This window comes from Enterobacter sp. NFIX59, from assembly GCF_900113755.1.
GTDB classification, from domain to species: Bacteria; Pseudomonadota; Gammaproteobacteria; order Enterobacterales; family Enterobacteriaceae; genus Enterobacter; species Enterobacter pseudoroggenkampii.
In genome coordinates, this window is the sequence record NZ_FOQN01000001.1 from 80,019 (window position 1) to 94,260 (window position 14,242).

The following is a 14,242-nucleotide window of genomic DNA, read 5'->3' on the forward strand; positions in this document are numbered from 1 at the left end:
AGATGAAACAACACTGGCAACAGGCCGGTCAGAAGGTAAAACCCGGCCTGAAAATCGCAGGTAAACTGGTCCTGCTGACCGCGTTACGGTTCGGACCGGCAGGTGTGGCGGGGTGGGCAATAAAATCCGTTGCCCGCAAGCCGGTCAGAATGGTGCTGGCCGTGGCGCTCGAACCGCTGTTGCAAAAGGTGGCAAAACGGCTTTCTCGCCGCTACTTATCCCAATAACCCCCGCTGGCGTTAGCCCTTTCCCTTCCGGGAGAGGGACTGACGACGGTTAACCGCATTTTCTCTTTTTCCCGTGCTTTCTTTGCGGCAGCTCACAATATTACGCTGAGCTGCTTTGCAATCACCTTTTTCCTCTTCCAGGTCCGTTGACAGATATTTTTCATGGGAGTAGATTGCCACTTCGTGGGACCGCTACCATGGAAAATGAAATGAAGGCAAAAATTAAAGAACTCATTAATCTTGTTTATGGGGTAACGTTTTCTGAAGCCCAGTTTAAGGTGCTGATGGAAAATATTGGAAAGGCCGCTTCTGTTATTACAGAGAAGCGTAAAACGGGATGGGATGAAAAAGATGTTGTTCTGATTACCTATGCCGATCAGTTTTCAGCGAAAGGGGAGAAGGCGCTGCCGGTTTTTACACGTTTTTATAACAAATGGCTTTCCCAATCTTTTTCTCATGTCCATCTTTTGCCTTTTTATCCATGGTCTTCGGACGACGGATTTTCTGTTATTGATTATCATGAGGTTGCGCCTGAAACGGGTACGTGGCGAGATGTAGCTGAATTAAAACAGTCCACCAGCTTAATGTTCGATTTCGTCTGCAACCACATGTCAGCCAAAAGTAAATGGTTCTCTAATTATCTGAAGCAAACACCTGGCTATGATGATTTCTTTATTTCTGTCGATCCTGAAACAGATTTATCCGCGGTGACGCGTCCGCGAGCCTTACCGCTTCTTACGCCTTTCACGCTGCATGATGGCAGCGTGCGACACCTGTGGACCACCTTCAGCGAGGACCAGGTTGATCTTAACTTTGCCTCTCCGCAGGTGCTGATCGCGATGGTGGACGTGCTGCTGCATTACCTGATTGAAGGGGCGCGATACATTCGTCTGGATGCTGTGGGCTTCATGTGGAAAATACCCGGAACAAACTGCATCCACCTTGAGCAAACCCACCAGCTTATCCAGCTTTTCCGCGCTATCACTGAAGCTGTCGCCCCGGGGACGGTGATTATCACCGAGACGAACGTTCCGCATAAAGATAACGTCGCTTACTTCGGTGACGGTGAAAATGAAGCGCAGATGGTTTATCAGTTCTCTTTGCCGCCGCTGGTATTGCATGCGGTGCATTGTCAGGACGTCCGGACGCTGAGCCAGTGGGCAGCGTCGCTGAGGCTGCCTTCGACGAAAACCACCTGGTTTAACTTCCTGGCCTCGCATGATGGGATTGGTCTGAATCCGTTGCGCGGAATTTTACCTGAGTCGGAAATCCTCTCTCTTGTGGAGAAACTTCAGGCTGAAGGGGCGTTGGTTAACTGGAAAAATAACCCGGATGGTACACGCAGTCCTTATGAAATTAATGTGACCTATCTGGATGCATTAAGTACGCGTGACAGTCTTGATAGCCATCGGATTGCCCGGTTTATTCTGGCGCATGCCGTCCTCTTAAGTTTCCCCGGCGTGCCCGCGGTTTATATCCAGAGTATTCTCGGCTCGCGTAATGATTATGCAGGTGTTGAGCGTCTGGGATACAACCGCGCGATAAATCGTGAAAAATACATTGCAGGACAAATTGATAGCGTGCTTGAAGATAAAAATAGCCTGCGCTCTCAGGTCTATTGCGCATTAAGCCAGTTAATCGCGCTGCGTCGGGCGGAAAAAGCATTCCATCCTGACAGTGAAGCTTATTTTAGTGCGTCAGATGAGCATGTATTAAAAATCGTTCGCGTGGCGGATTGTGGCGAAAAAATAACGGCGCTGTTTAATTTCAGCGATGGCATTCAAACGGTGGAGTCCGATATTCAATCCGGAACGGAGTTGATTGCCGGAAAAGATATTACAGATAAAACGCTGACCCTATATCCATGGCAGGTGTTGTGGATTAAAGAAAACTAAAAAGGACCTTAAAAATGAAAATGCCCAGAATTGTGCTGATATCAGCACTGGTTTCGTGCGCCCTGTTATCAGGCTGCAAGGATGACAAAAAGTCTGCTGTCACCATTGAGTTTATGCACTCATCTGTCGAGCAGGAGCGTCAGGCGGTTATCACGAAGCTGATCGAAAAATTTGAGAAAGAGAACCCCGGCATCACGGTGAAACAGGTGCCGGTAGAAGAGGATGCCTACAACACCAAGGTTATTACGCTCGCCAGAACGGGCGCACTGCCTGAGGTAATTGAAGTCAGTCATGACTACGCGAAAGTCATGGACAAGGAACAGCTGCTGGATCGCAAAGCTATTGGTGAAGCCATTAAAGCGGTAGGCGAGAACACCTTCTATGATGGCATCTTGCGCGTTGTGCGTACGGAAGATGGTTCTGCCTGGACGGGGGTGCCAGTCAGTGCCTGGCTATCCGGCGTCTGGTATCACAAAGATGTACTTGCTGCAGCGGGTATCCAGGAGCCGCATAACTGGGAACAGCTGCTGAAAGCCAGCCAGAGCCTTAACGACCCGGCCAAAAAACATTACGGCATTGCGCTGCCCACCGCGGAAAGCGTGATGACAGAGCAGGCATTCTCCCAGTTTGCGCTTTCCGGCGGCGCGAACGTTTTTGATGCCAAAGGGAACGTCGACATCGATACCCCTGAAATGGCAAAGGCCCTGGCGTTTTATAAAGCCCTGGCCGCGACCACCATGCCGGGTTCAAACGACGTCATGGAGATCAAAGATGCCTTCATGAACGGTTCTGCGCCGATGGCGGTTTACTCCACCTACATCCTGCCGGCGGTATTCCAGGATGGAAACCCTTCCAACCTGGGCTTCGTCGTCCCAACAGAAACATCTTCTGCAGTTTACGGCATGGTCACGTCGCTGACGATTACCACCGGTCAAACCGAAGATGAAACTCAGGCGGCTGAAAAGTTTGTGACCTGGATGGAACAGGCTCAAAACGCAACCGACTGGGTCATGATGTCGCCTGGCGCGGCACTGCCGGTGAACAAGCTGGTGGTGGGTACTGATACCTGGAAAAACAACGATGTGATTAAAGCGTTTGGGCAACTGCCTTACGAACTGATTGCGCAGTTCCCAAATGTGCAGGTGTTTGGTGCCGTGGGCGACAAAAACTTCACCCGCATGGGCGATGTAACCGGGTCCGGCATTATCAGTTCTATGGTGCATAACGTCACGGTAGGTAAACAAGATCTCAGCAACACGCTTAGTGACAGCCAGAAGCGACTGACTGATCTGATTTCACAACGATAGGAGCGCTCTGCGGAAGGAAATTATGAAGACGTTGTTTTCTGGTCGTTCAGATATGCCTTTCGCCATGCTGCTGTTGGCCCCCAGCCTGATTTTGCTGGGGGGCCTGGTGGCCTGGCCAATGATTTCCAATATTGAAATCAGTTTCTTACGTCTGCCGCTGAACCCGCGTATAGATGCGGTGTTCGTCGGGCTCGATAACTACATCCGCATTCTCGGGGATGCTGCTTTCTGGCACTCGCTGTGGATGACCTTCTGGTACACCGCGCTGGTGGTGATTGGCAGCACGGGGCTGGGGCTGGCTGTTGCGATCTTCTTTAACCGTGAATTCCGTATGCGGAAAACGGCGCGTTCACTGGTAATTCTGTCCTACGTTACGCCGTCCATTTCGCTGGTGTTTGCATGGAAATACATGTTCAACAACGGCTACGGCATTGTGAACTATCTGGGCGTTGACCTGCTGCATCTGTATGACCAGGCGCCGCTGTGGTTCGACAACCCTGGCAGCAGTTTTGTACTGGTGGTGCTGTTCGCCATCTGGCGTTACTTCCCGTACGCGTTCATTTCGTTCCTGGCGATTTTGCAGACCATTGATAAGTCGCTGTATGAAGCGGCGGAAATGGACGGCGCGAATGCCTGGCAGCGTTTTCGAATCGTTACGCTACCCGCGATTATGCCGGTGCTGGCAACGGTGGTGACGCTGCGCACTATCTGGATGTTCTACATGTTTGCGGATGTCTACCTGTTGACGACCAAGGTCGATATTTTGGGCGTCTACCTCTACAAAACGGCATTCGCTTTCAATGATTTGGGTAAAGCAGCGGCGATCTCCGTCGTGCTGTTCGTGATCATCTTCGCGGTGATTCTGCTGACCAGAAAAAGGGTAAACCTCAATGGCAACAAATAAACGCGTACTGAGCCGCATTGGTTTTTATCTGGGGCTGGCGGTGTTTCTGGTCATCACGCTGTTCCCGTTCTTCGTGATGCTAATGACGTCATTTAAGAGTGCGAAAGAGGCAATATCGCTTAACCCGACCATATTGCCGCAGGCGTGGACGTTGCAGCATTACGTCGACATCTTTAACCCGCTGATTTTCCCGTTTGTGGACTATTTCAAAAACAGCATGGTGGTGTCGTTGACCTCATCGGTGATTGCCGTGTTTCTCGGCACGCTGGGGGCCTACGCCTTGTCAAAACTGCGTTTTAAGGGCCGCACGACGATCAATGCGAGTTTTTACACCGTCTACATGTTCTCCGGGATATTGCTGGTGGTGCCGTTGTTCAAAATCATCACTGCCCTTGGGATCTACGACACCGAGCTGGCGCTGATTATCACCATGGTGACCCAAACGTTACCGACCGCGGTGTTCATGCTGCGCAGCTATTTCGACACCATCCCGGACGAAATCGAAGAAGCCGCGATGATGGACGGCCTGAACCGCCTGCAAATCATCTTCCGCATCACCGTGCCGCTGGCGATTTCCGGGCTCGTATCGGTGTTTGTCTACTGCTTCATGGTGGCGTGGAACGACTACCTGTTTGCGTCCATTTTCCTGTCCAGCGCCAGCAATTTCACCTTGCCGGTCGGGCTGAACACGCTCTTTAGCACGCCAGATTATATCTGGGGTCGCATGATGGCGGCATCGCTGGTGACGGCGCTTCCGGTGGTCATCATGTACGCCCTGTCTGAACGTTTTATTAAAAGTGGTTTGACCGCCGGTGGCGTGAAGGGCTGAGGCGGCCAATTTTAACAAGGAGTCAGTCATGAAAAAATTAGTTGCGACAGCGCCTCGTGTGGCGGCGCTGGTGGAATATGAAGATCGTCCGGTTGCGGTTCATGAAGTGAAAATTCGCGCTCGCTTTGGCGCGCCGAAACACGGTACCGAAGTGGTGGATTTCCGCGCCGCCAGTCCGTTTATCGATGAAGAGTTCAACGCGGAGTGGCAGATGTTTACCCCGCGTGACGAGGGTTCTGCCCGCGGGATCGAATTCGGTAAGTTCCAGCTGGGCAACATGATTGTTGGCGACATTATCGAATGCGGTGATGACGTCACTGAATATCAGATCGGCGACAGCGTCTGCTGCTACGCACCGCTGCAGGAAACGGTGATCGTTAACGCGGTGAACAACTACAAGCTGCGCAAAATGCCGCAGGGTGCCTCCTGGAAAAACGCCGTTTGCTACGATCCAGCGCAGTTCGCCATGAGCGGCGTGCGTGATGCCAACGTGCGGGTCGGCGATTTTGTAGTCGTGGTGGGGCTGGGGGCGATTGGGCAGATTGCTGTCCAGTTGGCCAAAAAAGCCGGGGCGTCCGTCGTTATCGGTGTCGACCCTATTGAACACCGCTGCGAGATCGCCCGTCGTCATGGGGCAGACCACTGTCTGAACCCAATCGGCACTGATGTCGGTCTGGAAATTAAAAAGCTGACCGGGAAGCAGGGCGCGGACGTGATCATCGAAACCAGCGGCTATGCAGATGCACTGCAGTCCGCGCTGCGCGGACTTGCCTATGGCGGCACCATCTCCTACGTAGCCTTCGCAAAACCGTTCGCGGAAGGCTTTAACCTTGGCCGCGAAGCGCATTTCAACAACGCGAAGATTGTCTTCTCCCGCGCCTGCAGCGAACCCAACCCGGACTACCCGCGCTGGAGCCGTAAACGTATTGAAGAGACATGCTGGGAACTGCTGATGAACGGCTATCTGAATTGTGAGGATCTGATCGACCCGGTCGTGACCTTCACCACCAGCCCGGAAAGCTACATGACGTATGTCGATCAGCACCCGGAACTCAGTATCAAAATGGGCGTCACTTTTTAAGCTAAGGAGAGCACATCATGAAAATCGCAACGCAAAACCAGGCCTTTTTCCCGACCAATATCATGGAAAAATTCGAGTACATCAAAGCGATGGGTTTTGATGGCTATGAAATTGATGGCCGACTGCTGGTAGAAAACCTCGCCGAGGTAAAAGCGGCCATCAAAGCCACCGGTCTGCCGGTGACGACGGCCTGCGGTGGATACGATGGCTGGATTGGCGACTTCATCGAAGAACGTCGTCTGAACGGGTTAAAGCAGATTGAACGCATTCTGGAAGCGCTGGCTGAGGTAGGTGGCAAGGGCATTATCGTGCCTGCTGCCTGGGGAATGTTTACCTTCCGCCTCCCGCCAATGACCTCCCCACGCAGCCTGGAAGGAGACCGCAACGCGGTAAGCGCCTCCTTGCGCTGGCTGGATGAGGTCGCGGCGCGCACCGGGACGACCATCTACCTGGAGCCGCTGAACCGCTATCAGGATCATATGATCAACACCCTTGCTGATGCGCGTCGCTATATCGAAGAAAACGGTCTGAAGCACGTGCAGATCATCGGCGATTTCTATCATATGAACATCGAAGAAGACTCGCTGACGGATGCGCTGCATCAGCACCGCGATCTGCTGGGCCATGTGCACATCGCAGATAATCACCGCTATCAGCCGGGCAGCGGTAGCCTCGATTTTGCCAGCCTGTTCGATCAGCTGCGTGCGGATAATTACCAGGGTTACGTGGTGTATGAGTGCCGTGTCCGCGCCGAGGATCCGGCGCAGGCTTATCAGGACTCCCTCACTTATTTGCGTGAATGCTAAGGATGACGAGCGTGATGAGTGCTTCTACACCTTCGCCTCTGCGCGTCGCCATCATTGGCGCCGGGCAGGTCGCGGACAAAGTGCATGCCTCGTATTACGCCACGCGCAGTGATGTTCAGATGGTGGCTGTCATGGACAGCCATCCTGAACAGGCTCGGGCGTTTGCGAAGCGTCATGGTATTCCCTCGGTGTGGCAGGATACGCGAGAGATGCTCGAGGCGGTTAAGCCGGATGCGGTGAGCGTCTGTTCGCCTAACCGGTTCCATTTCGAGCACGTCATGGCCGCGCTGGAAGCGGGATGCCACGTGATGTGTGAAAAACCACCTGCTATGACGCCGCAGGAGGCCGATAGGATGCGCATGGCCGCGCGCAAGGCGGGGAAAGTGCTGGCGTATGATTTTCACCATCGTTTTGCTCTCGATACGCAGTTGCTTCGCGAGGCTGTGATGAAGGGGGCGTTGGGGGAAATTTATTACACCACGGCCCAGGCGCTACGCCGCTGCGGGGTTCCAGGCTGGGGCGTCTTTACCAACAAAGCGCTACAGGGCGGTGGGCCTCTGATTGATATCGGTATCCATATGCTCGATGCCGCAATGTACGTGTTGGGGTTCCCGGCGGTAAAAAAGGTAACGGCACACGGCTTCCAGAAGCTGGGAAACCGTAAAAGCAGCGGCCAGTTTGGCGAGTGGGATCCCACGCAGTTTACCGTTGAGGACGCCCTGTTTGGCACGATTGAGTTCTGCAACGGTGGCATTCTGCGCCTCGACACGTCGTTTGCGCTCAATATCCGTGAGCAATCGATCATGAACGTCGCATTCTGCGGTGAAAAGGCGGGCGCTACGCTGTTCCCGGCGCACATCTACAACGATGAAGGCGGTGTTTTAGTCACCCTCACGCAGCGTGAAGAAGCTGACGACCAGCGTCATAAGCGCAGTATGGATGCCTTCGTACGGCATGTGCTTGGAGAGCCCGTCACGATAGCTGATGCGGAGCAGGGGCTGGTTATCCAGCAGCTTGTCGCCGCGCTGTATGAATCAGCAGAAACAGGGGAAAGCGTGACCTTATGCTAAACGTGTCTGTATTAACCGACCCGGGCTTTTGTCCACACAGCCTGAATAAATACGCCTCTATCATGGCCTGCGGTAATGGCTACATGGGGATCCGCGCTGCGCATGAAGAAGATTACACCCAGCAAACCCGAGGCATGTATCTTGCGGGTCTCTATCATCAGGCGGGTCGTAACGAGACCACTGAGCTGATCAATCTGCCGGATATCACCGGTATTGACGTTGAGCTGGATGGCGTCAATTTCACGCTCCTGTCAGGCGAAATTCTCGAGTGGCAGCGCGAGCTGGCGTTTGCCAACGGCGAACTTCATCGCCGCGTCGTCTGGCGCTCCCCCAACGGAAAGCGCTATCGCCTGGAGAGTCGTCGTTTTGTCTCTCTGGATCAGCTGCCGCTTGTGGCCATGCAGCTTTCGATCACACCGCTTGATGATGTCACGCAGGCCGTGCTGAAAACCGGCATTGATGCAACGCAAACGAACAGCGGCAGACAGCATCTGGATGAAATGTCGGTCAGAGTGTTTGACCAGCAATACATGCAGGGCGTGTATGAAACGCAGGACCGTGCGTCAGAAGTTGTTGTTTCGGCATATTGTCAGCTCTCAGCGAAGAGCGACAGCTGTTTCACCGCCAAAAATCGTCGTCTCAGCGTTCATCATTCGCTGACGATTGCGAAGTGTGACACTGTCACGTTAGAGAAGATCGTCTGGGTGACGCATCGCAGTGATAAAGCACTGTCGCAGGCCTCTTTCGCTCGCAACGCGCTGGCCGATCTTAAGGTCTGTGCGGCAAGAGGTTACGACGCATTGCTTGAGAGTTCGTCGTATGCCTGGGAAGAGGTCTGGCGTGACGCTCGGGTGGAAGTGGACTCTGCGGAGTATCAGGATCAGATGGCGCTGGATTACGCCGTCTGGCATTTGACCACCATGACACCTGCCCATGATGAGCGAAGCAGTATCGCCGCCAAGGGGCTGACGGGCGAGGGGTATAAAGGCCACGTCTTCTGGGATACCGAAATTTTCCTGCTGCCTTTCCATCTCTTCACGCGTCCCCGAACCGCCCGCAGCCTGCTGCGCTATCGCTGGCTTAATCTCTCAGGCGCACGGGAAAAAGCCCGTCGCAACGGCTGGCCCGGCGCGCTGTTCCCATGGGAAAGCGCCGCCAGCGGGCGGGAAGAGACGCCGGAGTTCGCGGCTATCAACATCCGAACCGGCACGCGCCAGAAGGTGGCCTCCGCGCTGGCGGAACACCACATCGTGGCGGACATTGCCTGGGCCGTCGTCGCTTACTGGCAGGCGACACACGATGATGCCTTTATGCGAAATGAAGGCCTGACGCTGCTGATGGAAACCGCTGCGTTCTGGATGGGCCGCGCAACGGAAATCAATGGTCGTCTCGAAATCCATGACGTCATCGGACCGGACGAATACACCGAGCATGTGAACAACAACGCTTATACCAACTATCTGGCCTGGCACAACGTCGCCTGCGCTCGCCAGTTTATGGCGATGTTTGGGCGCGAGGATGAAGGTTTTACGCAGAATGCTTCACGGTTCCTGGCGCGCTTATGGCTACCAGAGGCTGACGCGGACGGTGTGCTCCCCCAGGATGATACCTTCATGGCAAAACCTGCCATCGATCTGAGCCGCTACAAAGCCAAAGCGGGTAAGCAGACCATTCTGCTCGATTATTCCCGCGCGGAAGTGAACGAGATGCAGATTCTTAAGCAGGCCGATGTGGTGATGCTTAATTATCTACTGCCGGAGCGGTTTACCCCTCAGCAGTGTGCCACCAATCTGGCGTTTTACGAGCCCCGCACAATCCATGACTCTTCGCTGAGCAAGGCCATCCACGGCATTGTGACCGCCCGCTGTGGCGATACGGAAGGGGCCTACGCCTTCTGGCGCGCTGGCGTGACTATCGATCTGGGCGACGATCCGCACAGCAGCGACGACGGCATTCATGCCGCGGCCACGGGTGCTATCTGGTCCGGCGTCATTCAGGGCTTTGCCGGCATGCAGATAGTGGAAGGGGAGCTGCACCTTGCGCCCAGGTTGCCAGCCCACTGGCGAAGACTTGCTTTCCCCCTGCGCTGGCGGAACACCACGCTGCGCTTTACGTACGAAAACGAGGTTTTAACCATTGAAGCTTCGGCACCTGTCACGCTGACGCTGTGGGGCAAAACGCTACACGTATCGGGGCATAAAGTTTGTGCCTGTAAGGACTTTCTTACATCTGTGAATGGGACCGCTACCACGGAGGTGCACCATGACGCTTAAGGCTGTTGTATTCGATCTGGACGGTGTGATCACCGATACCGCACACCTCCATTTTTTGGCCTGGCGTGCAGTGGCGGAGGAAATCGGCATCACCATCGATGAAGTGTTTAACGAACAGCTGAAGGGCATTAGCCGCATGGATTCCCTTCAGCGCATCCTGAAGCATGGCGGGAAAGAGGGAACGTTTAGCGATGAGCAGTGCCTGGCGCTGGCGACGAAGAAAAACGCGTTCTATGTCCAGTCTCTGGCGTCACTGACGGAAGATTCACTGCTTCCCGGTATTCGCGACGTGCTGGCGGATATCCGTGCGGCGAACGTCAAAATTGGGCTCGCCTCCGTTTCCCTGAATGCCCCTGGCATCTTGCGCGCCCTGGGCATTCAGCACGCTTTTGATTTTTGCGCCGATGCTTCCCTCATTATCTGTTCGAAGCCTGACCCGGAGATCTTCCTCGCCGCCTGTGCTGGCCTGAATGTGCGTCCTGAAGAGGCGATGGGTATCGAAGATGCACCTGCAGGCGTTGAGGCGATCAACGCGGCGGGAATGCTATCGGTTGGGATTGGATCTGGCCTGGACCATGCGGGATTACAACTTCATTCAACGCGGGAACTGACCTGGAAATGTCTGACCGAGTTTTGGGCATCCCGGACGTATTGATAAGGAATTAACAATGGCTCAACTGTCTCTGAAACACATTCAGAAAATCTATGATAACCAGGTCCACGTGGTTAAGGATTTCAATCTCGAAATCGAAGACAAGGAGTTCATCGTCTTCGTCGGGCCTTCGGGCTGCGGTAAATCCACAACGCTGCGTATGATTGCCGGTCTGGAGGAGATCAGCGCGGGTGAACTGGTCATTGACGGCGTTTGCATGAACGACGTGCCCGCCAAGTCTCGCGATATCGCGATGGTGTTCCAGAACTATGCGCTTTACCCGCATATGACGGTCTACGACAACATGGCGTTTGGCCTGAAGATGCAGAAAATCGCCCCGGCGGTTATCGAAGAGCGCGTTCACTGGGCGGCACAGATCCTCGGCTTGCGGGAGTACCTCAAGCGTAAACCCGGCGCGCTGTCCGGCGGACAGCGTCAGCGCGTGGCGTTGGGCAGGGCGATCGTGCGCGAAGCGGGCGTGTTCCTGATGGATGAACCGCTCTCCAACCTCGATGCCAAGCTTCGCGTGCAGATGCGGGCTGAAATCAGCAAGCTGCACCAGAAGCTTAATACCACCATGATTTATGTAACCCACGATCAGACGGAAGCCATGACGATGGCAACCCGCATCGTGATCTTAAAAGACGGCATTATTCAGCAGGTCGGTGCCCCGAAGCAGGTGTACAACGAACCGGCGAACATGTTTGTCGCAGGGTTTATTGGCTCGCCAGCCATGAACTTCATTCGCGGCGCTATCGATGACCGCTATTTCGTCACGGAAACGCTGCGTCTGGCGATCCCGGAAGACACGCTCGCTTCACTGAATGCCGCAGGGTATCAGCGCAAAGCCGTAGTCTTTGGCATCCGCCCGGAAGATATTCTCACTCTGCAGAGCAGCGGTGAAAACATCGCGGCGAAAGTCAGCGTCGCCGAACTGACCGGCGCGGAGTTCATGCTCTATGCCACCGTTGGCGGCCATGAACTGGTGGTTCGCGCAGGCGCCGCGAATGACTATGCCGCTGGGGATAATATCGACATCCAGTTCGATATGAGTAAGTGCCATTTCTTCGACGCTGAAACCGAAGCGGCTATTAGATAAGAAAGGTGTTTGCCGGAAATGCAAATTTCCGGTTTTTTTGTTTGTAAATTATAAAGGGAATATTTAATGGGTACTCTACTAAGAAGTGCTGCGCTTGTTCTGTGCGCAGGGGTTAGCTGCGCACAAGCATCAGAAACAGCTAAACAGTGGGAATTTAATATTGGCGCGATGTATGAAATAGAAAACGTTGAAGGTCAGGCCGACGATAAAGATGGATTATATGAACACTCCGTGTGGTTTAATGCAACCTGGGATGCGTGGACTATTTCTCTGGCGATGTATCAGGAGGGGCCGGTTGATTACAGCAGTATGACCCGTGGAACCTATTTTGACCGTCCTGAATTTGAATTACGCTATCGCTTTATCGGAACCGATGATTTTACTTTCGGTCTGACCGGTGGTTTCCGAAATTATAGTTATCATTTTAAAGATGAACACGGTGCCAAAGACGGTAGTGCGAATATGCAGCGCTACAAAATTCAGCCTGACTGGGACATTAAATTAACCGATGACTGGCGGTTTAGCGGCTGGTTTGCCATGTATCAGTTTGCCAACGATCTGGAAAAAACCGGCTATGCTGACAGCCGCGTCGAAACCGAAACGGGCTTTACATGGACCATTAACGAAACCTTTGCGGCTAAAGTGAATTACTATTTAGAGCGCGGCTTCAATATGGACAGTACCCGTAATAACGGTGAATTCTCCACCCAGGAAATTCGCGCCTATCTGCCTATTTCATTGGGCCAGACGACCCTAACGCCTTACACTCGACTGGGACTTGATCGCTGGACGAACTGGGACTGGCAGGACGATCCTGAGCGTGAAGGGCATAATTTCAACCGACTGGGTATGCAGTACGCCTATGACTTCAACAACGGTTTATCCATGACGCTGGAATACGCCTATGAGTGGGAAAATCATGACGAGGGTGAAAACGACCGCTTCCACTATGCGGGGGTTGGCGTAAACTACGCGTTCTGACCGACGACACGCCAGGGGCACTAAGCCCCTGGTTTTAGCGAAGGGAAGCAGCCAACAAAAAGTGGGTATCAACCAGCACTTTTTGCGGGGCGGGCTGACCCGCAATACGCCTGAAAAGAAGATCGCAGCTCTCTTCCCCCAGTTTTCGTGTGGGGATATCAAAGCCGCCAGGTGCGGGCGTTAAAATGAGAGACAGCATCGGGTCGCTGTATCCGGCTATCACCACCTGTTCCGGGATCATCAGATTCAACTCATCCGCCGCACGATAGAGGCTGAGCAACTTCATGCTGTCGGTCGCAAATACCGCATCAGGCGGCGTGGGTGACGACAACAGTTCCAGAGCTGCCGTGAGCGCGCTCTCATGGGTATAACCGCCATCCCTGATCCAGTCCGGGTTAATGGCAATATGGTGCTTTTCCAGACTGGCTTTATAACCCGCCAGACGATCGATCGAAACATGATAATCAAGCGGCGCATGCAGACAGGCAATTTTTCGGAGACCGTTTTTTATAAAAGTTTCGGTCAGCGTGGCGCTGTCATGAAAATTATCCGTGTCGACGGAATAAATATTCTGATACTCACCTTCCACTTTGCCGATAACTACTACCGGTACGCCATATGCATCCAGCGTGGTGAAAAAGGATTCATTTGCGGGTGAACTCAGCATAATGATCCCTTTGATCATTTTCTGCTTTATTTTACTTACACATTTCAGCAGATCGTCTTCGCTGCTTTTTGAGGTTTGCAAAATAACATCAAACCCTTCTTCTTCCGCTTTAGCCGTAATGGCATGAAGGACATCGGAGAAAAAGGGATTACCGGCAGTGGTTTTGGTTGAACGGGTCGAAATAACCATAATGGCATCGAAGCCTGAAGAGGTCAGGGCGCGAGCCAGTTTGTTGGGTTGATAATTTAATTCGTCAATCGCCTTCAGCACTTTGTCACGTGCTTCGGGAGAAATATTCGTTTGTTTATTCAGAACGCGGGAAACGGTTGATTTCGATACGCCCGCAACCCGTGCGATATCATAGATGGTGGGTGACATACACCTTACTCACTCCGGACTGACAGCAATGCCGTTCATCTTACTGGAGAGAAAACGGCAATAGCAATAAATA

General features: G+C 53.4%; 13 protein-coding genes. 12 read left to right on the forward strand and 1 reads right to left on the reverse strand.

The window, feature by feature from the left end; genetic code table 11:
• The first annotated feature begins 2 nt into the window (after positions 1-2).
• From pspD to BM007_RS00465, 12 genes are all read left to right on the forward strand, one after another.
• Complete coding sequence (pspD, locus tag BM007_RS00410) at positions 3-227, forward strand: phage shock protein PspD (RefSeq protein WP_023312043.1); 225 nt, start codon at positions 3-5, stop codon at positions 225-227.
• Positions 228-424: 197 nt separating this feature from the next.
• Positions 425-2,122, forward strand: coding sequence for a sugar phosphorylase (locus BM007_RS00415; RefSeq protein WP_090416710.1), 1,698 nt, complete (start codon positions 425-427; stop codon positions 2,120-2,122).
• Positions 2,123-2,136: 14 nt separating this feature from the next.
• Positions 2,137-3,429, forward strand: coding sequence for an ABC transporter substrate-binding protein (locus BM007_RS00420; RefSeq protein ID WP_024907143.1), 1,293 nt, complete (start codon positions 2,137-2,139; stop codon positions 3,427-3,429).
• 22 nt (positions 3,430-3,451) lie between these two features.
• Positions 3,452-4,333 (forward strand): carbohydrate ABC transporter permease, encoded by an 882-nt coding sequence (locus tag BM007_RS00425; protein ID WP_022648300.1) that lies wholly within the window; start codon positions 3,452-3,454, stop codon positions 4,331-4,333.
• Positions 4,320-5,162, forward strand: coding sequence for a carbohydrate ABC transporter permease (locus tag BM007_RS00430; RefSeq protein WP_023335920.1), 843 nt, complete (start codon positions 4,320-4,322; stop codon positions 5,160-5,162). Before BM007_RS00425 ends, BM007_RS00430 begins: the two co-directional genes overlap by 14 nt.
• A 28-nt stretch (positions 5,163-5,190) precedes the next feature.
• Positions 5,191-6,243 carry a D-guloside 3-dehydrogenase gene (locus BM007_RS00435; protein ID WP_090416712.1) on the forward strand — a complete coding sequence of 351 codons (1,053 nt, stop codon included), beginning with the start codon at positions 5,191-5,193 and terminating at the stop codon, positions 6,241-6,243.
• 17 nt (positions 6,244-6,260) lie between these two features.
• Complete coding sequence (locus BM007_RS00440) at positions 6,261-7,049, forward strand: 3-dehydro-D-guloside 4-epimerase (RefSeq protein WP_090416713.1); 789 nt, start codon at positions 6,261-6,263, stop codon at positions 7,047-7,049.
• Positions 7,050-7,060: 11 nt separating this feature from the next.
• A complete protein-coding gene (locus tag BM007_RS00445; protein ID WP_090418156.1) occupies positions 7,061-8,119 on the forward strand; it encodes a D-glucoside 3-dehydrogenase in 1,059 nt (352 codons plus the stop codon).
• Positions 8,113-10,392, forward strand: a complete 2,280-nt coding sequence (locus BM007_RS00450) for a glycoside hydrolase family 65 protein (protein WP_090416715.1) — start codon at positions 8,113-8,115, stop codon at positions 10,390-10,392. The genes BM007_RS00445 and BM007_RS00450 overlap by 7 nt, the downstream gene beginning before the upstream one ends.
• Positions 10,382-11,047, forward strand: a complete 666-nt coding sequence (pgmB, locus tag BM007_RS00455; RefSeq protein ID WP_032647535.1) for a beta-phosphoglucomutase — start codon at positions 10,382-10,384, stop codon at positions 11,045-11,047. Before BM007_RS00450 ends, pgmB begins: the two co-directional genes overlap by 11 nt.
• Before the next feature lie 13 nt (positions 11,048-11,060).
• Complete coding sequence (locus BM007_RS00460; protein ID WP_048991940.1) at positions 11,061-12,143, forward strand: ABC transporter ATP-binding protein; 1,083 nt, start codon at positions 11,061-11,063, stop codon at positions 12,141-12,143.
• Between the two features lie 66 nt (positions 12,144-12,209).
• Entirely contained in the window at positions 12,210-13,124 is a 915-nt protein-coding gene (locus BM007_RS00465) for an OmpG family monomeric porin (RefSeq protein ID WP_090416717.1), read from the forward strand.
• Positions 13,125-13,158: 34 nt separating this feature from the next.
• Here the strand turns inward: BM007_RS00465 and BM007_RS00470 are convergent, their stop codons facing one another.
• Positions 13,159-14,169 carry a LacI family DNA-binding transcriptional regulator gene (locus BM007_RS00470; RefSeq protein ID WP_090416719.1) on the reverse strand — a complete coding sequence of 337 codons (1,011 nt, stop codon included), beginning with the start codon at positions 14,167-14,169 and terminating at the stop codon, positions 13,159-13,161.
• Positions 14,170-14,242: the final 73 nt, after the last annotated feature.